The sequence below is a fragment of the Pseudaeromonas pectinilytica genome, assembly GCF_054780855.1.
This window is the reverse complement of sequence record NZ_BAAGVN010000074.1, coordinates 1-25,249: the sequence shown is the minus strand read 5'-3', so window position 1 is coordinate 25,249 and position 25,249 is coordinate 1. Positions and strand designations below refer to the sequence as shown.

At 56.3% G+C, this 25,249-nt stretch carries 27 protein-coding genes; 14 read left to right on the top strand and 13 right to left on the bottom strand.

All coding sequences use genetic code 11. The annotated features are described in order from the left end of the window. Positions 1 to 11: 11 nt before the first annotated feature. Positions 12 to 281, bottom strand: a complete 270-nt coding sequence (locus ACYVG7_RS05435; protein ID WP_460882249.1) for a hypothetical protein — start codon at positions 279 to 281, stop codon at positions 12 to 14. A gap of 99 nt (positions 282 to 380) precedes the next feature. Continuing rightward, entirely contained in the window at positions 381 to 2,642 is a 2,262-nt protein-coding gene (gene parC, locus ACYVG7_RS05430; protein WP_460882204.1) for a DNA topoisomerase IV subunit A, read from the bottom strand. Positions 2,643 to 3,036: 394 nt separating this feature from the next. On the opposite strand from parC, the gene ACYVG7_RS05425 reads away from it, so the two are divergent. After that, positions 3,037 to 4,737, top strand: coding sequence for a bacteriohemerythrin (locus ACYVG7_RS05425; RefSeq protein WP_460882203.1), 1,701 nt, complete (start codon positions 3,037 to 3,039; stop codon positions 4,735 to 4,737). 26 nt (positions 4,738 to 4,763) lie between these two features. Here ACYVG7_RS05425 and ACYVG7_RS05420 read toward each other — a convergent pair whose 3' ends face one another. Continuing rightward, a complete protein-coding gene (locus ACYVG7_RS05420; protein WP_460882202.1) occupies positions 4,764 to 5,459 on the bottom strand; it encodes a pirin family protein in 696 nt (231 codons plus the stop codon). 206 nt (positions 5,460 to 5,665) lie between these two features. On the opposite strand from ACYVG7_RS05420, the gene ACYVG7_RS05415 reads away from it, so the two are divergent. Continuing rightward, positions 5,666 to 7,117 carry a protein adenylyltransferase SelO gene (locus ACYVG7_RS05415; RefSeq protein ID WP_460882248.1) on the top strand — a complete coding sequence of 484 codons (1,452 nt, stop codon included), beginning with the start codon at positions 5,666 to 5,668 and terminating at the stop codon, positions 7,115 to 7,117. Positions 7,118 to 7,163: 46 nt separating this feature from the next. Here the strand turns inward: ACYVG7_RS05415 and ACYVG7_RS05410 are convergent, their stop codons facing one another. Continuing rightward, a complete protein-coding gene (locus ACYVG7_RS05410; RefSeq protein WP_460882201.1) occupies positions 7,164 to 7,571 on the bottom strand; it encodes a bacteriohemerythrin in 408 nt (135 codons plus the stop codon). A 174-nt stretch (positions 7,572 to 7,745) separates the two neighbouring features. On the opposite strand from ACYVG7_RS05410, the gene ACYVG7_RS05405 reads away from it, so the two are divergent. Continuing rightward, the gene (locus ACYVG7_RS05405; protein ID WP_460882200.1) at positions 7,746 to 8,069 is read left to right on the top strand and encodes an HI1450 family dsDNA-mimic protein; all 324 of its coding nucleotides are present in this window, start codon (positions 7,746 to 7,748) and stop codon (positions 8,067 to 8,069) included. A 22-nt stretch (positions 8,070 to 8,091) separates the two neighbouring features. Here ACYVG7_RS05405 and ACYVG7_RS05400 read toward each other — a convergent pair whose 3' ends face one another. Then, complete coding sequence (locus tag ACYVG7_RS05400) at positions 8,092 to 8,991, bottom strand: LysR family transcriptional regulator (protein ID WP_460882199.1); 900 nt, start codon at positions 8,989 to 8,991, stop codon at positions 8,092 to 8,094. Between the two features lie 225 nt (positions 8,992 to 9,216). Between ACYVG7_RS05400 and mdtH the strand changes: the two genes are divergently transcribed. After that, entirely contained in the window at positions 9,217 to 10,434 is a 1,218-nt protein-coding gene (gene mdtH / locus ACYVG7_RS05395; protein ID WP_460882198.1) for a multidrug efflux MFS transporter MdtH, read from the top strand. 159 nt (positions 10,435 to 10,593) lie between these two features. Next, a complete protein-coding gene (locus ACYVG7_RS05390) occupies positions 10,594 to 11,010 on the top strand; it encodes a bacteriohemerythrin (protein ID WP_460882197.1) in 417 nt (138 codons plus the stop codon). 52 nt (positions 11,011 to 11,062) lie between these two features. Here ACYVG7_RS05390 and ACYVG7_RS05385 read toward each other — a convergent pair whose 3' ends face one another. From ACYVG7_RS05385 to ACYVG7_RS05375, 3 genes are all read right to left on the bottom strand, one after another. Beyond that, positions 11,063 to 11,644, bottom strand: a complete 582-nt coding sequence (locus ACYVG7_RS05385; protein ID WP_460882196.1) for an EF-hand domain-containing protein — start codon at positions 11,642 to 11,644, stop codon at positions 11,063 to 11,065. 202 nt (positions 11,645 to 11,846) lie between these two features. Beyond that, positions 11,847 to 12,272 (bottom strand): L,D-transpeptidase family protein, encoded by a 426-nt coding sequence (locus ACYVG7_RS05380; protein ID WP_460882247.1) that lies wholly within the window; start codon positions 12,270 to 12,272, stop codon positions 11,847 to 11,849. Positions 12,273 to 12,493: 221 nt separating this feature from the next. Next, positions 12,494 to 13,753 carry an HD-GYP domain-containing protein gene (locus tag ACYVG7_RS05375; protein WP_460882195.1) on the bottom strand — a complete coding sequence of 420 codons (1,260 nt, stop codon included), beginning with the start codon at positions 13,751 to 13,753 and terminating at the stop codon, positions 12,494 to 12,496. Between the two features lie 178 nt (positions 13,754 to 13,931). On the opposite strand from ACYVG7_RS05375, the gene ACYVG7_RS05370 reads away from it, so the two are divergent. The 4 genes from ACYVG7_RS05370 to ACYVG7_RS05355 all read left to right on the top strand — a co-directional run bounded on the left by ACYVG7_RS05370 (position 13,932) and on the right by ACYVG7_RS05355 (position 16,002). Further along, complete coding sequence (locus ACYVG7_RS05370) at positions 13,932 to 14,597, top strand: fumarylacetoacetate hydrolase family protein (protein WP_460882194.1); 666 nt, start codon at positions 13,932 to 13,934, stop codon at positions 14,595 to 14,597. A 106-nt stretch (positions 14,598 to 14,703) separates the two neighbouring features. Continuing rightward, the gene (locus ACYVG7_RS05365; RefSeq protein ID WP_460882193.1) at positions 14,704 to 15,219 is read left to right on the top strand and encodes an acyloxyacyl hydrolase; all 516 of its coding nucleotides are present in this window, start codon (positions 14,704 to 14,706) and stop codon (positions 15,217 to 15,219) included. Between the two features lie 35 nt (positions 15,220 to 15,254). Beyond that, entirely contained in the window at positions 15,255 to 15,551 is a 297-nt protein-coding gene (locus ACYVG7_RS05360) for a 4a-hydroxytetrahydrobiopterin dehydratase (protein WP_460882192.1), read from the top strand. A 97-nt stretch (positions 15,552 to 15,648) separates the two neighbouring features. Then, positions 15,649 to 16,002 (top strand): DUF2956 domain-containing protein, encoded by a 354-nt coding sequence (locus tag ACYVG7_RS05355; protein ID WP_460882191.1) that lies wholly within the window; start codon positions 15,649 to 15,651, stop codon positions 16,000 to 16,002. 240 nt (positions 16,003 to 16,242) lie between these two features. Here the strand turns inward: ACYVG7_RS05355 and ACYVG7_RS05350 are convergent, their stop codons facing one another. Next, positions 16,243 to 16,848, bottom strand: a complete 606-nt coding sequence (locus ACYVG7_RS05350; RefSeq protein ID WP_460882190.1) for an FMN-dependent NADH-azoreductase — start codon at positions 16,846 to 16,848, stop codon at positions 16,243 to 16,245. A 199-nt stretch (positions 16,849 to 17,047) separates the two neighbouring features. Between ACYVG7_RS05350 and ACYVG7_RS05345 the strand changes: the two genes are divergently transcribed. Both ACYVG7_RS05345 and ACYVG7_RS05340 read left to right on the top strand, forming a co-directional pair. Further along, positions 17,048 to 17,992: an ADP-ribosylglycohydrolase family protein gene (locus tag ACYVG7_RS05345; RefSeq protein ID WP_460882189.1), complete on the top strand. Its 945-nt coding sequence runs from the start codon at positions 17,048 to 17,050 to the stop codon at positions 17,990 to 17,992. Next, complete coding sequence (locus ACYVG7_RS05340) at positions 17,989 to 18,822, top strand: NAD(+)--dinitrogen-reductase ADP-D-ribosyltransferase (RefSeq protein ID WP_460882188.1); 834 nt, start codon at positions 17,989 to 17,991, stop codon at positions 18,820 to 18,822. The genes ACYVG7_RS05345 and ACYVG7_RS05340 overlap by 4 nt, the downstream gene beginning before the upstream one ends. Before the next feature lie 26 nt (positions 18,823 to 18,848). Here ACYVG7_RS05340 and ACYVG7_RS05335 read toward each other — a convergent pair whose 3' ends face one another. Next, complete coding sequence (locus tag ACYVG7_RS05335; protein WP_460882187.1) at positions 18,849 to 19,943, bottom strand: polysaccharide deacetylase family protein; 1,095 nt, start codon at positions 19,941 to 19,943, stop codon at positions 18,849 to 18,851. Between the two features lie 186 nt (positions 19,944 to 20,129). Between ACYVG7_RS05335 and ACYVG7_RS05330 the strand changes: the two genes are divergently transcribed. After that, positions 20,130 to 20,330, top strand: coding sequence for a hypothetical protein (locus ACYVG7_RS05330; protein ID WP_460882246.1), 201 nt, complete (start codon positions 20,130 to 20,132; stop codon positions 20,328 to 20,330). A 5-nt stretch (positions 20,331 to 20,335) separates the two neighbouring features. Here the strand turns inward: ACYVG7_RS05330 and ACYVG7_RS05325 are convergent, their stop codons facing one another. Next, positions 20,336 to 20,770 carry a hypothetical protein gene (locus tag ACYVG7_RS05325; protein ID WP_460882186.1) on the bottom strand — a complete coding sequence of 145 codons (435 nt, stop codon included), beginning with the start codon at positions 20,768 to 20,770 and terminating at the stop codon, positions 20,336 to 20,338. Positions 20,771 to 21,088: 318 nt separating this feature from the next. On the opposite strand from ACYVG7_RS05325, the gene cowN reads away from it, so the two are divergent. Further along, the gene (gene cowN, locus ACYVG7_RS05320) at positions 21,089 to 21,388 is read left to right on the top strand and encodes a N(2)-fixation sustaining protein CowN (RefSeq protein ID WP_460882185.1); all 300 of its coding nucleotides are present in this window, start codon (positions 21,089 to 21,091) and stop codon (positions 21,386 to 21,388) included. A gap of 13 nt (positions 21,389 to 21,401) precedes the next feature. On the opposite strand, the gene ACYVG7_RS05315 is transcribed toward cowN, so the two are convergent. Together ACYVG7_RS05315 and ACYVG7_RS05310 are read right to left on the bottom strand one after the other, a co-directional pair. Beyond that, the gene (locus tag ACYVG7_RS05315) at positions 21,402 to 22,757 is read right to left on the bottom strand and encodes a (Fe-S)-binding protein (protein ID WP_460882184.1); all 1,356 of its coding nucleotides are present in this window, start codon (positions 22,755 to 22,757) and stop codon (positions 21,402 to 21,404) included. Positions 22,758 to 23,811: 1,054 nt separating this feature from the next. Further along, entirely contained in the window at positions 23,812 to 24,072 is a 261-nt protein-coding gene (locus tag ACYVG7_RS05310) for a hypothetical protein (RefSeq protein WP_460882183.1), read from the bottom strand. A 235-nt stretch (positions 24,073 to 24,307) separates the two neighbouring features. Here ACYVG7_RS05310 and ACYVG7_RS05305 point away from each other — a divergent pair. Beyond that, positions 24,308 to 25,249: IS4 family transposase (locus ACYVG7_RS05305; RefSeq protein ID WP_460882182.1), on the top strand; the 942-nt coding region annotated here is incomplete at its 3' end.

The window sequence follows — 25,249 nt, the reverse complement described above, 5'->3', positions numbered from 1 at the left end:
GAAACAAGTTGCTAGGGTGCGTCATCCCACGGCATCTCTGGTAAGCAGGCCAAGAATCCGGCATAGCGTTGCTCATTGAATGGCACCTGCTGCTCCTCCATCGCCATGATCTCCGCCGCCAGTGCGCAGGCAATAAACTCCAGCGCCTCCTGATGGCTGTAACCCGTCATGCGCAGACGCAGCATGGTCTCCTTCACCGCCAGCGGATTACCATCGGCCAGCTGATTCTCTACTGCGGCAAACAGTGCCGACTCATCAAAGAACTCATCTGGTGCTGTCATCTCGTCTTGTTCTGTCATCTCGTCATCCTCTATGACCATGAATACATAAAAAGCCCGACACCCGGAAGTAGCAGTGTCGGGCTATGAAGCGAGCAAGGATTACACCGGTTCGACGCTATCCAGTTCAACCTTATCGACCCGTTGCAGGCCTCGCGGCAATTTGGCACCGCGCCGTCCCCTCTCTCCACGATACAGATCCAGATCCGACGGCTTCAAGGTCAGCTTGCGTTTACCGGCGTGCAGGGTCACCGGCTGCCCGGCCGGGATCACCGCCACCTGGGTCACAAACTCTTCACGGCTGGCCACCCGGCTCCCGGGTATGCCGATCAGCTTGTTGCCCTTGCCCTTGGCCAGCTCAGGCAGCTCGGCCAACGGGAACAGCAACATGCGCCCCTCATTGCTGATCACCAGACACAGACTCTGGGCCAGATCCTGGATGCGCTGGGGAGCCATCACCTCGCCCCCTTCCGGCACTGTGAGCAAGGCCTTGCCGTTCTTATTCTTCGACACCAGATCGCTGTAGCTGCAGATAAAACCATAACCGGCATCGGAGCAGATCAGGTATCGCTCCTCATCATTCCCCAGCAGGGCAAATCTGGCCTGTTCGCCCGGATTCAGACTGCAACGTCCGGTGAGCGGCTCACCCTGAGAGCGGGCCGACGGCAGGGTATGCGCCTCCAGCGCATAGGTGCGGCCCTGATTGGTGAGGAACACCGCCAGCTGATTACTGCGGCCAGTGGCTGCCGCCAGGAATTGGTCCCCGGCCTTGTAGGCCAGTCCGGTCACATCTACCTCATGACCCTTACCTGCCCGCACCCAGCCCATTTCGGAGAGGATTACGGTCACAGGTTCGCTGGGTGTCAGCTCTTTTTCGGTCAGTGCCTTGGCCTCTTCCCGCTCCACTAGGGGTGAGCGGCGTTCATCGCCATACTTTTCAGCATCGGCTTGCAGCTCTTTTTTCAACAAGCTGTTCATGCGACGCTCAGAGCCCAGCAGCTGTTGCAGTTGGTCCCGCTCTTTGGCCAACTCATCCTGCTCGCCGCGGATCTTCATCTCCTCCAGGCGCGCCAACTGCCGCAACTTGGTATCGAGAATGTAGTCCGCCTGCTCTTCACTCAGCTCGAACCGGGCCATCAGTACCGCTTTGGGATCTTCCTCAGTGCGAATGATGTGAATCACTTCGTCCAAATTCAGATAGGCAATCAGCAAACCTTCCAACAGGTGCAAACGCCGTTCTACCTTGTCCAGCCGATGCTGCAACCGACGCCGTACCGTTTCCCGGCGGAATACAATCCACTCGGCGAGCAGGGTCTTCAGATCCTTGACCTGGGGCAGGTTGTTCAGACCGAGAATGTTGAGGTTGACGCGGTAACTCTTCTCCAGATCCGTGCTGGCAAACAGATGCTGCATCAGCTGATCCACATCGACCCGGTTGGAGCGTGGCACTATCACGATCCGGGTTGGATTCTCGTGGTCCGCCTCATCCCGCAGGTCCGTCACCATAGGCAATTTTTTAGCCTGCATCTGGGCGGCGATCTGCTCGAGGATCTTGGCCCCCGAGGCCTGATGCGGCAACGCCATGATGACGATCTCGCCATCCTCGACCCGATAGACGGCCCGCATGCGGATGGAACCCTTACCAGTCTCGTAGATCTTGCGAATGTCGCTGCGAGGCGTGATGATCTCGGCGCTGGTCGGATAATCCGGGCCCTGGATATGGTTCATCAGCTCGCCGAGGCTGGCAGCTGGATTATCCAGTAACTCGATACAAGCATTGGCCACTTCCCGCGCATTGTGCGGCGGTATGTCGGTGGCCATACCGACCGCAATGCCCGTCACACCATTGAGCAAAATATGCGGCAAACGGGCCGGAAGAAACGCAGGCTCTTTCAAGGTACCGTCAAAGTTGGGCGTCCACTCCACGGTTCCCTGCTCCAGCTCGGCCAGTAGTACCTCGGAGAACTTCGACAGCCGCGCCTCGGTATACCGCATGGCGGCAAAGGATTTGGGATCATCCGGAGCCCCCCAGTTCCCCTGCCCATCCACCAGCGGATAGCGATAGGAGAAGGGTTGAGCCATCAACACCATGGCCTCATAACAGGCAGAATCACCGTGAGGATGGTATTTACCCAATACATCCCCGACGGTACGAGCCGACTTCTTGTGTTTGGCCAGCGCCGAGAGCCCCAGCTCACTCATGGCATAGATAATACGCCGCTGCACCGGCTTCAAACCGTCGCTGATATGAGGCAGGGCGCGATCCATGATCACGTACATGGAATAGTTGAGGTAGGCCTGTTCGGTAAAAGTGCGTAGCGGCAGGCGCTCCACCCCTTCGAGGCTCAGTTCGGCATCACTCATGTGTATTCTTCAATCCCGTTGACCACCCACGCTCGGGCAAGTGGCCATAATGATGACATGCAAGCCGCCTAGACTACCATCGGATGCGCAAAAACTTGAGTGCTAACGCCGGATTGCCGCCCCAGCGCTCAGGAGTTAGAGAACCAACGTAGGTCAACATATAGCCTTGCTGCAGACTAGGCCGTACCAAAGATCCGCAAACCGGCCGAACCGGTTCGTGCCGTAGCGCTAGTGCCCATGATGCTCCGCTGACCGCCCTACTGTTCAGCAGATGTCAGCCACATAAAGCCATATTAAATATACGTCATTGTCACTCTTGGCTTGCACCCATCTCCGATTTCCTAAATTCTAGGAGCAATACGGCCTTCGGACTGCTCGGCAAGGAGCCTTCGACGTGAACCAGGATCGGTTATCCAACAGACGACAGCGTCATAACCTCCTGCGGCGCCGCCGAGGTGGCTGGCTACCCCTGGTCTCGCTCCTGATTGGCGTGCCATGGGCCTGGGCGAGAGAAAGCAGCGCGCAGACGAACTCGCAAACCACAACGACCCTCGCCAATTGCTTCTCGCTGCCCTCCGGTATTCTTCTTCTCTACTCAGTGCTGCTCACGGTCGCGGGTCTACTGCTGCTATATCTGATCCGCAAACTACGTCAGGAGCGCAGCGCACGCCTGACCCTGCGCAACGAAGTTGCGGAAAATGAGCGGCACTTTCGCTTTATTGCCGAGAATAGCGCCGATGTCATCTGGACTATGGACTTGGCCACTCGACGCCTGACCTATATCAGCCCATCCGTACTGGCCCTGCGCGGCTTTACGGCGGCAGAGGTGATGCAGCAAAACCTGGTCGACTGGATGACGGTGGAATCCGCAGAACGAGTTCTGGCCTCGCTGGAGGATTCAATGATTCGCTGGAATGCGGGCGACCGGCGAGACACCAAACGCACCCTGGCCATTGAACAACCCCACAAAGATGGCCATCTGATCCATACCGAAGTGGTCACCACCCTGCATGCCAACGATGAAGGTGAGTTAGTTTCGGTACTCGGCGTCACCCGTGATATCAGCGAACGCAAGGCCAGTGAGGCGATGATGCACAATCTGGCGTTCTATGATGCCCTGACCAAGTTGCCGAATCGCCGTCTGTTACAAGACCGCTTGCAACAGGCCATGATCACGGCCCATCGAGAGCAGCAAAAAATGGCCCTGCTGTTTATTGATCTCGACCATTTCAAACCGGTGAATGATCAATACGGTCATCAGACTGGCGATTGGCTGCTGAAGATGGTGGCGCGCCGCATGCTCAACAGCGTCCGAGAATCCGATACAGTCGCCCGGATGGGCGGCGATGAATTTGTGGTGTTATTACCCGGACCCATCGAAAAAGAGCAGGTGTTACCCATCGCCGAGAAAATTCATGCCCGGCTGAATCAAAGTTTCGAAACGAGCGACGGTACTCTGTTGTCTATCGCCTGCTGTATCGGCATTGCGCTTTACCCCGAACATGGCAAAACCCAGAAGCAGCTGCTCAAACACGGGGATCAGGCCATGTATCAGGCCAAAGAGAGCGGCCGGAATCAGATCCGGTTCTTCACTCCGGTCCTTGCCCGTTCCGAGCTGGATCAACCCGATAGCCAACACCATCAGCTGGTACGCCTGCACTGGAAAAATAGCTACGAGTGTGGCACGACCGCCATTGACGAGGAACATCGCCAGCTATTCGAACTGGCCAACGCGCTGCTCAATGCAGAGCTGGAACAACAGCATGCAACCGACAGCATTCAGGACAGTCTTGCCGAGTTGTTAGCCCATACCGTCGAACATTTCCACCACGAGGAGGAACTGCTGGCCGCCATCGACTACCCGGAGCTAGAATCCCACCGCCTCGAGCATCAACGTTTACTCGAACAAGCTGCGGCCCTGAATGAAGCGGCCGCATCCGAGGAGTTGCCCTTTACCAACTTGCTGGATTTTGTGGTGCAGGAAGTGATTCTGACCCACATGTTCAAATATGACCGTAGATATTACCCCTTTCTGCACTCGGCTCATGACCCATCCAGCGAGCCCACGCCATTAGATGCAGATAAGGCATCATAAGATGCGGCCACACGTCGCATCCATTCTCAGGGCAAATCAAACAACAGAATTTCCGCATCCAGGTCCAGTGACTCGATCAGGATTTCGGGTTCATCCCAAATCGCCAAACCATCACCCGCCGCCAGCAACTGACCATCGACCATAACCTGCCCTCGAACCCCTTGTAGCCAGAGATGACGCCCATGTGTCAGGGGAAACGACTGACCATGCTCCCGGGGTTCAAACGCCCAGCGCCATAACCGCATATCCTGATATACCAATAACGAGCCGGCTTCGGCATCCGGAGAAAGGATCAACTGTCGACCTCGAGGCTCAGCAAAGCGCTGCTGGGCATAGCGTGGAGACACCTTGGCCGTACCCGGCAAGATCCAGATCTGATACAGGTGTAACGCCTGATCCGGCAACGGATTAAACTCCGAATGGGTGATACCTGTGCCCGCGCTCATGATCTGGAATTCACCAGCGGTCACGGTCGCCACATTGCCCATACTGTCTTTATGTGCCACGGCTCCGTCTAGCACATAGGTCAGGATCTCCATTTCCTGGTGGGGATGAGTTGGGAAACCAGCCCCCGCCGCAATGCGATCCTCATTGATCACCCGCAACGCCGAGAAACCCATGTACTGCGGATCGTAATAATCAGCGAATGAGAAGCTGTGATAACTGTCGAGCCATCCATGGTTGGCATGACCGCGCTCGGCGGCGGGACGGAAGTGGCGCATAAAAACTCCTACAAATCGGGGGATGTCTCGATCATAGTCGAGCCAAGATGGATGAATAGCGCAAAGATCCGGCGCTATCATTGCAGGAAATCGTAGCGATCACCTGGCGTGGCAGGATCAAGCAGCGCACCATATGGACGACTGATCCGGATGGCCGCAAACTCCGTATCTAGGTGCTGATGCCGAGCAGGAGTTTGATTGTGTCTTTGATGTTCACCTCGCACTGGGCCACCGAGTTGCCCAACACCTACACCGAATTGGCGCCTTCTCCCTTACAAGGCGCCCGTTTGCTGTACTGGAATCAAGCTCTGGCCGATGAACTCGAGTTACCCCACCGCTTATTTTTGCCGCCATTTGCCAACCGAGTCTGGAGCGGACAACATCTGTTGCCCGGCATGCGCCCACTCGCCCAGGTCTATAGTGGTCATCAGTTCGGCATCTGGGCCGGACAGTTAGGTGACGGACGCGGAATACTGCTCGGCGAGCAGCAACTGAGCAGCGGGAGGCGCGTGGAATGGCACCTCAAGGGCGCCGGGCTAACCCCCTATTCCAGAATGGGCGATGGGCGCGCCGTCTTGCGCTCCTCGGTGCGCGAATTCCTGGCCAGCGAAGCGCTACATCACCTGGGGATCCCCACCTCGCGGGCTCTGACATTGGTCACCAGCCAAGAGCCCGTGTACCGGGAGCAACCAGAGCGAGGCGCCATGCTGCTGCGGATCAGTGACAGTCATTTGCGTTTCGGGCATTTCGAACACTTCTATCAGCGCGGCGATTTCCAGCAACTCAAAAACTTGGCGGATTTTGCCATTCGCCATCATTGGCCGGAGTTGCTGACCATTGCCGAAGAACAGCCCCGCTACCAGGCCTGGTTTGGCGACATCGTCGGGCGGACGGCCCAGCTCATCGCCCAATGGCAGAGCGTCGGCTTTGCCCACGGTGTCATGAATACCGACAACATGAGTCTGTTAAGTCTCACTCTGGACTATGGACCCTATGGTTTCATGGAGGCGTTCGATCCGGGCTATATCTGCAACCATTCGGATCATCAGGGGCGCTACAGTTTCGACAATCAGCCCAGTATCGGTCTGTGGAATCTCAACCGTCTGGCGCAATCGCTAACCCCCCTGCTGAGCGCAGAAATATTGCAGCAGCAGCTAGCCGAGTATGAAAGCGTGCTCATGGGGGAATACTCCCGCCTCATGCGAGCCAAGCTGGGTTTACGGCAGCAGGATGCCGGGGATAACGATCTGCTGCTGGGACTCATGGAACTGATGCAGCATCAGGGACTGGATTTCACCCGAACGTTTCGTCTGCTCAGTGAGGTGCGGCGCGAAGTCGCGCCATGTCGGCTTCAGGATGAGATCCTCGATCACCCAGCGCTGGATCAGTGGCTACAGAGTTATCGGCAACGCTTGCAGCGGGAAACGGTCAGTGACGCTCAGCGCAAGGCCGCGATGGATCAGGTCAATCCCAAATACATACTCCGCAACTATCTGGCCCAGATGGCGATTGCGGCCGCAAAACGGGATGACCCAGAGCCCTTGGCGCGACTGCATCACTGCTTGCAACAGCCGTTTGCAGAACAACCCGAATATGAAGATCTGGCAGGGCTGCCCCCGGATTGGGGACGGCATCTGGAAATATCCTGTTCCAGTTAGCGCCTCAATTCAACAGGATACGATTCACTCACCCCGCGCGCTTTCACTATTGCCGGGCTCGTTGCCGCATGAAGGTTGCCAGCTGCAGGTCTTCTTCCAGAATATGCCGGACTGCCCAACCATGGAGCTTCTCCGGCAATGCCTCGCCCAATCGCAGCTGACCATGCCGATATTGCTCCATCAAGCGTTCGCCATTCAGCAGAATTTTAGTGTGTTCCGCACGATGAGCCGATAGTTGCGGAAATCCCTGCTCCTGCATCAAACGCTCTTCACAACGGAAGTGCTCCCGGGTCAACTCATGCAACCGCAGCAACCGCACCCAGAGCGCTTCTTCACTGGCGCCTTGGGCCAATGACTGATCCAGCTCATTCATCAGGGTAAATAGGGATTGATGTTGATGATCGATCAGTGGATGCCCGGTCGCGAAGACTTCGCTCCATTCGATAATGCTCATAGCCGACTCCTTTGCTCTACTCTGTCATCAAGGGTAGTTTCTGGACTCAACTGTTACATAATTATTCTGCTGACAGTTTCGATGCGGTCACTGTTCTGTCGCCGATGCTTCGGCATGACCCCTGCTAAAATCCATGCTCTAATAATGGCTGGATTCACCGACCACGAGAACACTATGGAATCACCACAACTGCTGAGCGTCGACGAACTACTGGATCACGCTTATGAGATTTTTCTGGAGCTGGCGGCCGACAACCTGAGCGCCGAACAGATCGAATGTTTCAACGCCGAGTTCGAGGAGCGTGGTGCACTGGGTGACAGCACCCCGGAGGACGACTGGCAGGAGTATGTCGATTTTGATATCGATCCGGAACGCCACGTCGAGATCTGCATCGGCCTACTGAACGAAGACGAAGAGTTTGACCGCTTGTTCGCCCGCATGCTGCTGTCCCGTCATCCCGACGAGCGTCACTGTCAGGTGCAGTGGCAACAACGCTAACCTCTTAGCGTCATACTTCCGGTCAGGGCAATGGCTGTTGCCACTCTTCCGCCAGAGCCCTGGCTGCCAATAACACCCGCTCCTTGGCATCATGCCACCGTTTCCCGCTGCGGTAGGCCATCATCACCTGCCAACTGGCGGCGGGTAAGTCGACCAACGGTAAACGCACCAGTCGGCCCGCCAGCAGATCCCGTCGAACCACCAACTCCGGCATGATGGTGATAAAGCCGTGCTCCAGTGCCAGCTCACGCGCCGCACTTCCCGGTTGAATGGCGTGCAATGGCTGCACCTGAGTGCGCAAGCGCCGGATCTGCTGCATCAAGCCATCACACTCTTCGCCCCAATATTGAGGCGCTATGCGTTGATCGGCGATATCCGCCAGTTGCAATGAACGAGCCTGAGCCAGAGGGTGCGTCGCCGCCGCGACCGCGATGATCGGTGAATGGCACATCAACTCCATCTGGATGCCGGCAATCGCCGGACACTTCAGCACAAAGCCCACATCCACGGCCCCCGTCAGCAACCACTCCATGACTATGCTGGAGTGGTCGGTCTCGCAGCGGATCTCCATCGGCGCCTCGGCCAACACCACCAGCAATGAGCCCATCACCACGGCTGACAGGGATGGCAAGCTCGCCAGCGTCACTCGCGGCAAGGCCGGCGCCCCCTGCAACGCTAGACGCCCCTCATCCAGCAAATGCAACGCCTGCCGAGCCGCCGGTAGATAATGTTCGCAGGCCGCAGTCGCTTTGGCTCCGCGCCGGTGACGAGCAAACAGTGTCACGCCCAGCGCCGCTTCCAGGGCAGCGATACGCTGACTGACTTGAGGTTGTGACCAGCCGAGCCGGGCCGCGGCTTGGCTGAAGCTACCCGTGGTACTCACCTCCAGTAGCAGACGCAGATCATCCAGGGTCACAGACATAAGCATTTCCAATAATAACTATCACTAGATCATGGCTATCAATATATCTAAAGCCAACGGAAAATAATCCCCTGCCGAAGAAGATTTCAACGGGAGAGGCACGCGGTCATAACCGGCATTCTGGCAAGGATCCGCTCCTTTTGACCTTTCGGCCCCCATTTCTGACTCATCAGAACCAGGTTATCTTCGCAAACCTAGTCTCGGCATTGTTTATCGAGGTGTTGCATGGCGTCCGTCTCTCATGCCCGGCGCATGGGCAAATATTTTCTGTTGCTGGATAACCTGCTGGTCATCCTCGGTTTTTTCGTGGTCATGCCGCTGATCAGCATCCGCTTCGTCGATGAGCTGGGCTGGGCCGCCAGCATCGTCGGACTGGCACTCGGCTTGCGGCAACTGACCCAACAGGGGCTGGGTCTATTCGGCGGCTCCCTGGCCGATCGCTTTGGCGCCAAACCGCTTATCGTCATCGGTATGCTGTTGCGCGCCCTGGGCTTTGCCAGCTTGGCCTTGGCCGACAGCCCCTGGATCCTGATCGCCTCCTGCGTGCTCTCCGGCTTGGGGGGTATGTTGTTTGATCCGCCACGCTCGGCGCTGATCATCAAATTCACCACGCCACAGGAGCGAGGCCGCTTCATCTCCCTGATGATGGTGCAAGACAGCGCCGGCGCCGTGCTCGGTGCTCTACTCGGGAGCTGGCTGCTCAGTTACAACTTCCAGTGGGTGTGCTGGACGGCCGCAGCACTCTTCTGTCTGGCCGCGCTGTGTAACGCTCTGCTGTTGCCCGCCTATCGCCTGTCGCTGCGTCGCTTGCCCATGCGGGTCGGTATGCATGAAGTGTTGCAGGATCGCCGCTTCGTATGGTTTGTTCTGACCTTGAGTGGCTATTTCGTGCTCGGCGTGCAGGTGATGCTGATGCTGCCCATCCTGGTCAAGGAGATGGCGGGTAGCGCTCAGGCCGTTGGCTGGATGTATATGCTGGATAGTGCCATTGCCCTGAGTCTGCTCTACCCGCTAGCCCGCTGGAGCGAAAAGCGCTTCTCGCTGCCCACGCGCCTCATCGCAGGCTTGAGTCTGATGACCCTCGCCTTGGTGCTGGTGCCGCTGGCACACCATCTGTTGGCGTTATTTACCTTGATAGGGGTGTTCTATCTGGGCTGCAGCATCGCCGAACCGGCTCGTGAAACCTTGATTACCTCGCTGGCCAATCCGAATGCCCGCGGCAGCTATATGGGGCTCAGCCGTATTGGTTTGGCACTGGGCGGCATGGCCGGTTACCTAGGTGGTGGTTGGTTGTTTGACCTCGGTCGTCATGGCGACTGGCCCGCCTTACCCTGGTTAATCCTGGGGCTGGTCGGCGTCCTCACCCTGTTAGCACTGGCCTGGCAGTTTCGGCGCCCACGCCCCAGTAAGCTCGCCGAGCTCAGCGCCTATCCGGTAGCTTGAGCTGCGGATAGTGAAATCTGCGTATATCACGCAACGTCCAGCTACCCGGTGTCGATGACCTGGCCATCAATGACATAAAAAATGGAAGGCTATTCTTGGTGATTGAGGAGCAACTGTTGCCATACTAGGGACAGTCCAATACGCCAAGGGAGTGTGCACATGCCTGTTATCCTTGAATGGAGTAACCAGTTAGCGACCGAACACCCGCTCATTGATGAGCAGCATCAAGCCATGATCGCAATGATCAATCACTTGCACATCTGTATTACGGAGCCCATGCAGCGGCCGGAGTTTTCAGCCCGGCTGGAACTGTTGTGCAATTACGCCATGGAGCACTTCGCCACCGAAGAGCAGTTGATGCAGCAACAAAACTATCCGCATCTGGCACGCCACCAAGCCCAACATGCGCTGCTGACCCAACAGGCCTATGCCCTGAATCAGCGCTTTCTCGGTGGAGACCTGCCGCTGGACAGCACAGTGAGCGAATCACTGCGCGAGTGGTTTATGGATCATATTCAAGGAGAGGATCGTGAACTGGGGTTGTTTTTATTGCAGCAACGGACGCCACCAGATTAAGCACCCATAGAGAAGGCCCGCACAATGCGGGCCTTCATAGTCAGAGATGGAGCTATTCAGCGTCAGTGGCTGGCGTTGCCATCATCTTGACACTCTTGTGCATACCGGCACGCAACTCTTCCTGGCTTAACTGGCCATTCTTATCGGTGTCCAGCGTTTTGAAGTCCGGCGTAGCCGCATTCATCTGAGCTTGACGCTCCTGACGCAGTTTCAGCAACTGCTGGTATTCGCTCTCGCTCAGGGTGCCATTCTTATCGGCATCCGCCTGACTTAACATTCCCTGCCGCGGCTCTCCGCCACATTGACCACCTCGGCCACCATGGCGTCCTCCGCGATGGGCTTTCATGCCCGCTCGCATCTCGTCCTGGCTCACCAGGCCGTCACCATCCTTGTCGAGAGTGGCAAAATCTGGGCGCGCAGCCTGGCGCTTGGCCATCTCGGCATCGCGTAAGCTCTGTAACTCGGCAAATTCAGTACTATTGAGTTTGCCATCGCCATCCTTGTCGGCTTGGGCAAACAGGGCCTTGGGGTGCATGGAGCTCTGAGCGGTCGCGGTATCTTCGGCAGCATAAGCCCAGGTCGTCAACGTCAGCAAAGAAGAGAGGATCAGTGTTTTGGTCATCAGTGTGTTCATAATAGGCAACTCCTTAGTGGGTACGCTTGAAAGCATATACGTCAGGTGTCGCATAACTTTGTCGATAACCGGGTGATTTGTGACAAATCGTGACCGTCGAAGCAACACGGCAACAGTCGCGATATCGACTATCGCTATTCGATTCCAATGGCGAAAGTAACCATTTGAAAAACGGGACCTTCCGGTCCCGTTTTTCAAATCCTTAAGGATGGATCTCGATTGGCGTTCCCGGATCCACCAGCTCCCACAGTTCGGCCATATCCTGATTCAACAGAGCAATACAGCCGTTGGTCCAGTTGGAGTTCTGCACCGCGGTCTGATCTTCGGTGGCATAGTTCGGCTGACCATGGATCATCACCATGTTGCCGGGCTCGACCCCCAGCGCCTTAGCGCGCTGCAAATCAGCCAGATTGGGATAGGAGATATGAATCGCCTTGTAAAAGCCCGATTCGTCCTTCTTGTAATCCAGCAAATAGCGCCCTTCCGGCGTCCGCTTATCACCACGACGGATCTTGGGTCCCTTGGGATTGGAGCCTAACGCGATCCAGTAGCGCTTGATCGGCTTGCCACCTTTCATCAGTGTCAGGCTGTATTGGGACTTCTTGACCACCACCAAATCAGCCTTCATATCCGCCTTGGACAAGGAGGCCGACGCATCACCGGATGAGAGCAAAAGCCCCAGAATCACCGGCATATAACACAACACTTTCATTCGTTCCCTCGGATACTCACCAGTTCCTGACCGTGACGCCAACGAGCTCACCATCAGTACTTATTATTGTCGACCGTTTCGGCTGCCATCTTATGGATTTCTCTGCGGCATACAACAGGAGCATTCGTGATCGACGGCTATTTTTTGTCAGCCGACTCACGATGAACCACTTCATGCTGACGCGCCAATTGATAAGCCTCCTCGGCATGCAAAAACAGCAGGCCCACCAGCTCAGGATCCAGCTTGCCACGCGCCACCAGTTGCGCCATGACCTCGATGGCCTGCGGAAGTGGCATCGGCTGACGATAGGGTCGGTTTTGCACCAGAGCTTGAAACACATCGGCGACCGCAATCAGGCGCGCCGTTCGCGGCACTTCGGCGCCGCTCAACCCCCGGGGATAGCCTTGACCATCCAGGGTTTCATGATGCATGGCGGCAATGCGGGCTATCTCTTCAAATCCACTGATCCGCTTCAGTAGCTGCCAGGTGTCGAAACAGTGGCGGTGCATCAACAGCCGCTCCTGGGCATCAAAAGGGCCCGGTTTCTCCAGCACCGCATCTTCGACCCTGAGTTTGCCCAGATCGTGGAGCAAAGCCGCCAAGACGACCGCTTCGCGCTCGGATGGTGGCAGGTGCAGGGCATCGGCCAGAAGAGCCGCGACCGCCTTGACGCCGAGGGAGTGGCGATAGGTAAATTCACTCTTGCTATCGACAATATTGGCAAACATGAAGGCCAGCTCCAGCAAGGACTCATACTCCACGGCCATCGATTCGCCGTAATGCGCCCACGAGCTGAAATAGTCATCTAGAGCCTCCTCATCCTGCTGCATCCAGAAGGCTTCGTTACCCGAGGTGCGGATAAACAGCTGGCAAAGCGCAGGATCAAATTCGATCTCGCTATGTCGGCTGATCAGGGCACCCCAGTGACCGGCGCCGACCAAGCTCCCCCCGGCGCGCTGATGTTGCGCACGCAGGGCATCCACCCGATCCACCAAATAAATCAGATTGGCGTGCCGACGCGTCGGTTCCGGCAACTCCATGTCACGGAGTTGCTGCCAATGCATGTGGTGATAACGGACCTCTTCGACATAGGGCTGCAGCAAGCGAGTGGCCGCCAGCAGCTCAGCCCCTCGATTAGCATGCTCAAGGCTGCCCTCCCAATCCCACTCTTCGACCAGATGCTGATGCACGTGGCTGCTAGAAACTCCACAGTCGTGTAACAGCCCCAACACCAGCAGATGTTCTATCTCGTGTTGCGGCCAACCGGCACAACGCCCACACTCAGCGGCCATAAAAGCCACCCGCTTGCCATGGCTGATGTCTTCAATGCCGACATAATCCAGCGCCGAACTCAACGCCAGGATCACCTCCCGCAGACACAGGTTATAGCTGCCCATCACTACTCCTTCCCTTTATCGTGCAGCAAGCAGAAGGGCACCACGACCCATGGTTCCTGCCGCAAGGCCCACAGCGTTGAGTATAGTCAGCGGCAGGGGATCGGCTGGCAGCAATCGGTTGCGTGCAGCGGGAATTGATGCAAGATTCCACAAGAGACATCCATCACAAGGAATCTAGATGCTGCAGCATTTTCACTGGCACTCCGGAGACATCATTCCCCACCGCCCGGGCAAGGTGGTGTGCGTGGGGCGAAATTACGTGGCGCATGCCGCCGAACTGGGCAATGAGGTGCCAGAAGAGCCGCTACTCTTCATCAAACCCGCGACTGCGCTGACGGCACTGGAGCCTGGTTTCATCATTCCCGTGGATCGCGGCGAGGTTCACCATGAAACCGAATTGGCGCTATTGGTGGGACAACCGCTGACTCGGGCTAACACCGAACAGGCGGCGGCAGCTATTCTCGGGATTGGCATCGCCCTGGATCTGACCCTGCGTGACCTGCAGAATCAGCTCAAGGCGCTGCGCCAACCCTGGGAAAAAGCCAAGGCCTTCGACGATAGCTGTCCAGTCTCGCGCTGGGTGCCGATCACCGCGTTCCCCTCTTGGGATGACATCGCCTTTTCCCTCCAGGTCAATGGCGAACCGCGTCAATCTGGGCATAGCAGCTTGATGATCTGGTCGATGCTAGAGCTGACAACCGCGATCAGCCAGCACTTCACCCTGCTGCCAGGTGATCTGATCCTCACCGGAACACCTGCGGGAGTCGGCCCCCTGCATCCAGGCGATCAACTGACTCTGGAATTGGCGCAGCAGTTACGCATCCATTGTCAGGTCAGCCGATAAAAAACCAGAAAAGCCTGCCACCGCGCCCATAAAACCACCCATTTGCCGACTATGCTCAATAGCAGACCTTGCTGTTGCCAGTTCACGTCGTAAGGGGGTGCGGGTCATGACTCGATGGTTGCTGCTGGTGTGGATCCTGCTGTTCAGTCATGTCCCCCAACTGCTAGCGTTCGACAGCATCACCGTCAGCGGCGGCCGGGGGAATGCCAGTGCGACATCCGCACGGCTGGCTCTGGTGCAAGACCTGGATCCGCTAGGCTTCAATCAGTTCTTTTCCAATCTCGGTCTACAGCTGGAGTACAGCGCTAGTCGGCTGCGCTCGCTGGGCGAGCATCATGATGCCTTTGGCATATTGCCGGTCGTACGCTGGAGCTGGCATCCACAACGAAGTTGGCACTGGTTTGTCGATTTCGGGATCGGCGCCAGCTACCACGAGAAGACGCAAGTTGCCGATCATCAACTCGGTAGCCATCTGCTGTTCGAGGACCGCGTTGGATTGGGCGTCCGCCATGAGCGCTGGATCCTGGCGCTAAGGGGCTACCACTATTCCAATGGTGGGCTGCAGACGCCGAATGATGGCCTGAATCTGTTGACTCTGGAGTTGAACTGGGAATTACCCTGAGTCACCCGATCGACTGTATTTATGGGAGGACGATCATGCACCCGTTGGACGATTCAACCCTGCAAACCTGTTTACTGCATCTACCCGATTGGGAGTCGCTGGATGGCGTCTTGAGCCGCCAGTTCCTGTTTGCCAATTTTATCGAGGCATTTGGCTTCATGACCCGGGTTGCTCTGGTCGCCGAACACATGCAGCATTATCCCGACTGGCAGCACCATGAGCGTCAACTGACCATTCGCCTGACAACACATCAACAAGCCGCCATTACCGAGCTGGATGTGGATCTGGCGCGAGCCATCGACAAGCTGTGGGCCTCGACACACACCCATTGAGGCGGCGATGCAATCCCGGATCCTGCGTTCGACACTGCCCATTGTTTCTCCGTTATGCCACAATCGTCGTCCGATGTTGGCTCAGGAAGCGAGTGGGATGCAAAACAGGAAAATCGAGGTTTCAGCCGAAGTCGTCGCCGAATCATTGCGCCTGGCCCGAGCGAATCAAGTCCCGGGTCAGAGCAAAGAACAGACCCAGTTGATTGCACAAGGTATTCAAAAAGGCATTGCCGAATACAAGCGCGCCCAGAAAGCCCGGCAGCGGCTTGCCGAAAAAGCGAAAAAGCAACTACGTCGCCAAACGAACACTCTCGTTACCGATGAGACCGAAGACGAGCCCACAGAACCACTCGTTGCCATCCCCAAACCATCACGATCACTCATCACCTGGCTGCCATGGACATTGCTGGTATTGACTTGGGGTGGAATTGCCATGAACTGGCTCAGATAGAGCTGAAGAGAGGGGAAGAGACAGGAGCAGCGTCCTACCCCAAGTCATAAAACTGTCAAGTTCGACAGCAGAGGGAATACCGAAGATCGCCTAGATCTTGACCTGTGTTGGCTCGCTCTTCAGGCGACATTTCAGAACCTGCCGACTCACGCTGCAAGCTCTTTGCTTTAGTCCCCAGACGGACTAAGCCCCGCTGACTCTCGTCAGCGGGGCTTTTTTCTTCATCCTATCCGCAGTGGATCAGGCTTCGACCAGAAAGGATTCAGCTTCGACGCGAGCCTGGGCCAGACCCTGTTCCCGAGCCGCATCCCCCATCCCCAGACCTTGGGCATAGGCAATATGAATGTCGGTCAGGCCGAGGAAATTCAGCACGGTACGGATATGCGCCAGCGCCAGATCGGTCGCTGCGTCACGATGCACGCCACCCGTGGTCAAGACCAGCAGTACCGGTTTGTTGGTCAACAGACCCACAGGACCCTGTTCGGTATATTTGAAGGTCACACCGGCACGACAGATGTAGTCGAACCAAGTTTTGAGCTGGGTCGGCACGCCGAAGTTATACATGGGCACCCCGATGATCAGGCGATCGGCCTGTTCAATCTCCGCAATCAGTTGCTCGGAAAGGGCCACCGCTTGCTGCTGACGCTCGTTACGACCTTCAGCATTGGCAAAACCGCCAAGGATCTCGCCATCGAGCTGAGCCAGTGGAGCGGCCCCCAGATCCCGGACAACCACCTGTTGGGCCGGATCTTGCTTGCTACCTTGAGCCAACAGCTCATCGATCAGCAGTCCTGAGCTGGAATAATCACCCAGAATGCTGGATTTGATTGCCAATACCTGTGCCATGTTCACCTCGAGTGGATTGTTATCCGGAATGTCGCTTGGTGGAGTCACTGTAACCAGTAGGCAATCGAACATAAAGCGCAATAAAACGCTTTGTTTATTCTAAAAATTAGAAAGGTTCGCACGCGGGTGTCTGAACGAGGCACACGAAACAAGATGACGAAGTCGCTGCAGGGAAGCCGACAAGCGAGGAGGATAATTGATGCAACAGTCACAAGACCGCAGTCGGGGAGCCTTGCTCGGACTCGCCATTGGTGACGCTATTGGCACCACACTGGAGTTCAGACCCCCGGGCTCATTTCGCCCCCTCACCGACATGGTGGGCGGCGGCCATTTCTGTCTGAAGAAAGGTTACTGGACGGACGATACTTCGATGGCACTCTGCCTTGGGCACAGCCTGGTGGATTGCCAGCGTTTCGATGCCACCGATCAAATGCAACGCTACTGCGACTGGCTGGATAATGGCTATATGAGCAGCATAGGGACCTGTTTCGACGTCGGAGTCACAGTCTCTTCCGCCCTGCGTCGCTTTCAGAAAAACGGCAACCCCTATGCAGGCGCCAAATCGCGCTGGAGTTCCGGCAATGGATCCATCATGCGACTGGCGCCAATCGCCATTGCGTGCGCACATGATGTGGCGGCAGCACAACGACTGGCCGCCGCCAGCTCTCGCACCACCCACGCCGCCCCCTTGTGCCTGGATAGCTGCGGACTGTTAGCCACGGTACTGATCCAGCTCCTGCGCGGCCACGGAAAATCTGGCTTACAAGCCACCGACTATGCCGCCAGCAGTCACGAAGTCGAGCAGTTGCAACGCGGTCACTGGCAACAGAAGAGCTATCAGCAGCTTAAGGGAACCGGCTACGTCATCGACAGCCTGGAGGCGGCGCTCTGGTGTTTCTATCACACCGACAACTATGCCGACTGCGTACTGGCCGCCGCCAATCTGGGCAATGATGCCGACACCACAGCCGCCGTCGCGGGCCAGCTTGCCGGCGCCTGCTATGGGTATGCGGCGATCCGGCCCGCGTGGCGCGAAGCGCTGCATCGGGAAGCCGAGATCCGCCAACTGGCCGACCAATTATTTGCTCTGGATCAGCAACGGAGTCTGAGTCTGAACGCCCCGCATCCCGAGTTCACGCCATGACCCGGGATCCGGCTCAGACAACCGAATGGAGCAGCCAGAGTCCGCCGTTTAGCCGGATTTGTCTGCCCATCAACCGCTGCAACCTGCCTGCGGCCGTGCTGGCCAGCCTGACGTTTCAGCGTCATCCCGTGCCGCTAGAGCTGGATGGCATTCAGCCCCATTACCAGGATTTGTTCGAGCAACTGTCCGCACTGACCGATAGCCGTCGTCGCTGCCAACACTTTGCGGACTATATGGCGGTACACTTTCGCCTGCCAGGACATCCATTAGAGCCCTGGCCGGAAGCCGAACCCATACCACGCCCCCAAGCCAACTACCGCCGTTTGCTACTGGGTTGGTTATTTGACTCTGATTCTGATGCTGGCGCCGCCTGGCGGCTCTGGGTCGAGTCACGCTTCGGCCTCTGCACTCGCTATCACAAAGAGCCGATCCTCGATCAGGAGGCTGGCCCCTACTACCGCTTCATGCAAGCCTGTGTCCGAGCCACCTATAACACCAACGATCTAGCCGGACAGTTCGATCTGCTCTACAGCTTCTGCCAGTTTGAGCTGCGCCATCGCTATCCTGACACACTGCATCTGGAGCTATTCCGAGGCGGCGATGAATGGCCCGCGCCTGGGCCGGAAGGTGAGCCGGTGGTGCTGTACAACAACCTGAGCTCTTTCACGCGCGAGGTTGATGAGGCTTATCGCTTCGGGCCGCGAGTCCATGCTGTTCAGGTGCCACTGAGCAAGATCATCTGTTTTGAGTCTTTGCTACCCGGCGCACTGGATGGGGAAAATGAGTTCATGGTTCTCGGTGGTTATTATCGCGTTACCCGAGTTCGCTGAAGGACGGGACAAGCGGCAGAGCAGTCTCAATGGTCGGCAAATGTCCGGCAATCCACCCAGCGCACCGGGCTGGTCTGCAGCGCCAGAAATAGATCCGGTAAGGCGGCGGCCGCCTTGGGGCCATTATCGTGCCAGCGAATGATCCCCTTGCGCCACAGCAGCATCAGAGTGGTCACCCGATCCGCGACTTGCTGGGTACTCAACCCCGGGCTCATATCCTGACTGTCGATATTCCATAGCACGATCCGTTCGAAAATCTGACCGCTCATCTCGGCGGTGCGCTGCCCCTGGGGAGGGCGAAACCAGGAGAGTTGGGTCACTTCGGGAATGGCATGCAGCAAACGCCGCGACTGACGCAATGCATCACGCCAGTTTTCGAGCTCCGGATAGAGCGCCTCACTCATCCCGTTCGAGGCGACACAGTTCTCGCCGAGCTCTTGGGCTAACGCTTCCGGGGAGGATGACAACCGCTGTGCCAGTGGCTCCCCCTGCAAGAAAAACACCGCATTCTGCCCGGCTTTGCTCAACACTCGAGTGGTTCGCCAGGTACTGCCCCCCGCCATCGTCGGCCCGGCGTCGAAGCTGAGCAAGAATTCACCATCCATCAGTTCATAACCCGTGAACTCATCGCTAGTCAGGGTGGCGATTTCACTACTGGGATGGGGAAACTGCGCCGCCAAGGTTAGTTGCTCCTGCAAATAGCGGGCATGAAATAGCCGGGACTCGGCTAACCAATGTTGCAACCGTGCGGGTACTGCGGGAGGCGAGAGCACCAATTGCCGCAGCTCGGCCACGGTTTTCAGCTGTGGGCAGCTACGACACTCACGGCTGGCGGCCTGAAATGCGGCCAGCAATCGCAACCAGCTCTGGGCACGATAACGGTCGATCGCCAGCATATCGACCTGCGGCAACCCGAGGTGCTGTGGCCACTCATCGGGAGCCACCAACTCACTGCCCATCAGTTCGCTGGCGAAGTTGAGGATCTCCAGCCGCGAGGCGGCATTGAATCCAGGATGACTAGCCAGTGAATCGGGCCAGAGAGTACGATCCAGCGTGGCAATCGGCTCGGCACAGACAGTGACGAGCAAACTACCCAGCAACAACAAAATCCGAACCATCATGCTGCTACCCATCCCTGAATCACCACCGCCAGGCGCCGCAGCCCTATGGTGCGGTGCAAGCGGCCGTTGCCGAGCATAGTACATGGCGCAGATGCAGGGCGCCATGGTGTAGCCGTTGTGGCTCAAGAACCCATGGCAGTAAGAACCTATACTCAAGGTATCGGCGAGGATGAACGGGAGGGCATCATGAGTGATAACTGGCTCATGCCCAAAGGCAGCGATCTGATCGCAGCCGTGCGCTGGCTCAGCGAACAACAGCGCCATGACCGACAGGCCATCGAAGAGGCGAGTCTGCGATTTGATCTCTCGCCATTAGATGAGGAGTTTTTACTGCAGCACTGTCGCGCCCATAACGCCGGCCTGCCGCCATCCGCCGCCGAGAAATAAGCTGCTCAGGAGGGTATGAGCACCGCCCGCAGATGCAACGGCTCGGGACACGGGATCTGCTGGCGTTCCAGAAACGCCATAGCCCCCGCCACATCACTGAAGTAGTGGCGCCTCACCGGGCTTGATTCCTCCCATCCCAGCTCAATAAAGGCTTTTTTCAGACGCATACCCGCAGTGACGTAGAGACAATCCCGAACCGCTGTTTCACTCGCCAGCCAGCGATGAAACAGTTGAAACTCCGGTGGCGCATCATGGGTCGAATACTCCCAGCGCTCCATCAAGGCCAGCAGCACAAGGTACTGCTGAGGAGCGGCGCTCAGCAATGCCATGATGTCGTCGACCTGCTGAATGGCCCCTTCCTTGTTAATCGCTCCGGTGATGTCGATCAACAGCACCGGGGGACAAGCCCAGCATTGCCAGGCACCATGACTCTTGACCATCTTGCCTCCCTGCACCTTGTCGTCATTCAAATGACCGACACCGAATGTGCGATACCTAGCTCAGATAACGGCATCAATCCACACCGCTTGACGAACAAATGCAAAAAATGTGCGCGCAGCCGCATATGACAACCCCTGTCAGCTTCAACACAATCAGTGCGAGATTGTGCGCTTCATTCCGGCCTTGAACCGCAATGAACTGCAGATGAGCGGCGATTACGTCTGGCGCACATCTTGCTGCCCCTTCCCTCGTCACATCATCTATCACGCCGGAGGGTCATGCACCAGGACCCACTCGCACCAATGGAGGAAACCTGCATGGGAAACTGTAGCTGTAAATCTGCTTCACCCGACCGTTATGTCAGCTTCAAGGAAATTGATTGTGATGGCAATGCCCGGGCCGTCATGGCGATGATCCGCAAACACATCGATGATCCGGCCCGCAGCAATGCCTTTTGGGAATATTTCAAAACCAAAGCTGCGGGAGGCTCCGGCCCCCGCCCTGATGAATTGTTTCTGATCCACAGCAATCTAAACCAGATCCGTGAGTTATTCGAGACCTGGGAAGACACAGAAGCTCTGGCTGCACTCGACCTGCTGGAGGTCGAGTGTTGCTAAACATCAGGTTCCGCTAACCCCGCGATCCTAGCCCCAACGTGGCCAGCAGCAAGGACGCCAGATGATAGGGCTGGCGTCCAGTTAACCGGCTGATCTGTTGTCGGCAAGCCATACCGGTGCACAGGATCTGCGCCTCAGGCTCGGCGGCTAGTGCCGGCAGTAACGCCAGCTCGGCCATCGCCAATGAATCAGCCAGATGCTCACGCTCCAGGCCAAAGGTGCCCGCCATGCCACAGCAGGAGGCATCAATAAAGGTAAAATCCAGCTCCGGGATCAGGCGTAGTACCCGCCGCAGTGACTTCATGGCCCCGCTGGCTTTCTGATGACAGTGACCATGCACCAAAACTCGTATCGGCATATTCCGGGGCTGATAGCACACCCGCCCGGCCTGCAGTTCATGGGCCAGAAACTCCTCCAGCAATACCGCCTGCTGCTGTGCCAGATCCGCCACTGGCCCTAACGATAACTGGCGATATTCATCTCGTAACATCAATAGTGCCGAGGGCTCCAAGCCAATGATCGGCAAGCCGCGACGCAGACTCGGCTCCAGCATCGCCAGTAGCGCCTGCGCCTGGGCTCGAGCCGCATCGACATAGCCTTGAGATAACAACATACGGCCACTATCCAGCATGGCGCCAGAACCGGATCCGGGATGGATCACCCGAACCCGATAACCCAACGCCCGCAACAGCAACAGAGCATCGTGCGCCTGCTCCGGAGCGAATTGACTGCTAAGAGTGTCAACCCAGAGCACCAGCTCCCGTAGCGCCGGCTGTCCGTTTAGCGGATCAAACCAGCGCTCGAGTGGTGCAAACGGCGTATCGCTAGGCACCGGCAGCGGAAAAGCGGCAGTGATCCCCAGCCATAGCTCCATCTGCCGAGCCAGCCAGGGTGAGCGATTTCGCCAACGCAGAATGGTTGAGAGCCAAGGAGCATGATGCAGCAATTGCGGGAAGTGGCCGAACAGCCAGGCCCGGGGTGAAAAATGGCGCCGCCGACGCTGCTGGGCCAGATACTCCAACTTGATAGCGGCCATATCCAGGTTGTTCTCGCATTCCCGCTGACATCCCTTGCAGGAGACACAGCTATCCAGCAGTCGCGCTACCTCCGGATCATCCAGCCAATAGTCGGGATCGGGATGATTCAGCGCCTGCTTGAGTTGCGACACCCGGCCACCGGGAGACATGGCAGGATCACTGCGCAGGCGGAAACTTGGGCACATGACTCCGTGACCCGGCTGCTGGCACAGGCCGCTGCGAATACAGACCGCGATCGCCTTGGCAAAATCTCCGCCGTGACGGGGAATATCGGCGTAGGCATCCCCCATCCCCTGATCCTGATAGGCAGACCACTGCAGTTCATGCTTCATTGTCTCATCCTGAAACTTGGTGATTTCAGATGAGATATACAAGAGTGATGCCTAAGATAAGATCAAATAAATCAACAAGATAATAGGTTGCGATCCCCCCATTGTCCGACAAAGCACACAAAGCCAGTCGCGCTAGGAGCACAGTGCTGTCGCTCCCACAGCCGAGCATGAGGGCCAAACACGCTAGAAAAAAATCAGGGGCCGCAGCCCCTGATATCTTCCAACATTCCGTGTGGCCGCACCCAGCCGCCAGAAACTCTAAATAGCCGATCCTGATGATGCTCCATCGACATGGAAGCACACGCTGACTCGCCGTAAACCCATCCATGNAAGAGTAGGCAGAGAAAATCCAAGCAAAACAACACGTTAGACGGTGTTATTAATTCGCTTGCCGCTTAAGGTTCTGTACATGAAGGGCGCTTACGCCTGAATGTCTGTGTGATCTGGTAAATTATGTGCTAACAAGTCTCCCCGACAGACTAAAACTTTCTCATGTCTATCAACAAGGGACTCCACCAAATTTATCATTTTCTTGAATTGAATCTTGTTAGGATTATCTTGGTATGACTTAGTTCTTGGATAGTTTTTAGTTTGTTTTCTATTCAATATTTCTCCTTTGAATTTGTATTTGTATTTGTATTATATGATCCTATATTTATTAGGTTCTACTAACGTAGTATTACAATAATAACCTACTTGTTTGCTTTATTATGGAAAAGACAAGAGCCGCGTCATGCAAGGCGTGTAGGGCTACAAATAGGCTAATTTGGGATGGTCGAAATGAGTCACTTTAAAGGCAAACAGAAACCCATAATTAAACTACCAACTTTTTAAAGGAAAGTCAAGTCAGGTGTAGGCAATGAAAATTGTGTGAGACGTGGATAGAATGCAAAGAAAAACCGCACGACGCCGTATGGCGCAATATGAAGCGATTAGGGCAATCGCTATGCGTGGTACATAGATGGCTATGCTGGCATTGCAATAAAGCTCGCAGATGGCGATTTAGGGTTGTTCTCGTTGATGTTAAATGCTGATCATTGACCTATTCAATATATCACCACGGAAGATTATCAAAAATTGGTCTCATTGGCTCAACCTCTTTGGCTAAAACCTTGGCATCTTGATACACACTTTGCATGGCACTGCCTGAAACTTTGTGGCCGATGCATATTTCAATGATGTCGCTATTTACACCTGTATGTGTTGCATATGTCCTAACGGATTTTCTAAGAGAGTAAAAGCTGCGAAACTCTATTGCATCACCTTCTTTACTTATAATTTCTTGAATTCCTAACTTTTCAGTTATTTCGAGCATGGCTTGGTTCAATTGCAGGGCCGACGCATGATCATTCTTTGCACAAGTTGATCAAGTCTCGATCAGTTGAGCAGCTCCAAACACGATTTTAATTGTACCTTTCGTTGCCAAGCTGNGGCTAACTCTTATACACAACTCCCCACCCTCCTCGGTGGGGATGTTTTTTTCAGAACAAGGGAATTTTTTTCGATTTTAACGATCTGAATTCCGACACTCTCAGCTTTGCCAAGGCTCTATGCTCATCACCGATCCCAACCTTTGGGCTAACACACTCTTTGCACATGCCGAGCTGAATGATCCTCGTCGGACTCGCCGTCTGGTTCGGATCTCCGCCTCCTTGGCTCAAAATGTAGGACAATCCATTATGCAATCGGCCCGCTCTCCCGCTGACATGGAGGCTGCCTATCGCTTCATGCGAAACTCCGCTATCCGTGCGGAACACATAGATGACGCAGGGTTTGCCAGTACAGCCGACATGGCTGCTCAATTCAACATCCTGCTGGCTCTGGAAGATACCACCTCGCTCAATTTCTCCTACCCCTCCATTCGTGATGATTTGGGTCATATCAGCACAAGTCAGCAGGCTCGAGGCCTCCAGGCCCATTCTGTATTGCTCTATGCCCCCGAAGCCGTCCAACTGGTGGGCCTCATCGCCCAGCAGCGCTGGACTCGCGACATCACCACGATGGGGAAGAACCGCCGGGCCACCCAAACGCCATACCAGGCCAAAGAGAGCTACAAATGGGAACAAACATCCCGTCAGATGGCGGAGCGGCTGGGCCCGTTGATGCAGCGAGTCATCAGCGTCTGTGATCGGGAAGCAGACTTGATAGAGTATCTCGCCTACAAGCACCAACAGGGTCAGCGCTTCATCGTTCGCTCAGCCAAGTCCCGTCGTATCGAAGAGGCGGACAGCAAACTGTATGCCTTTGGATGTGAGCTGGCTGTGGCGGGTGAGCGCTCCGTTAACGTGCCGCAGAAAGGTGGACGCAAAGCTCGACAGGTCCAATGTGATATTCGTTATGCACCGGTCACCATCAAAGTCCCCGCCAACAAGCAGGGGGAATCCATTTCGCTCTTCTATGTCAGTTGTGTTGAACAGGGCTCACCGGATGGTTTGAGCTGGCACCTGCTGACCTCAGAGCCGGTGACCAATGCCGAGCAGGCCCAGCAGATA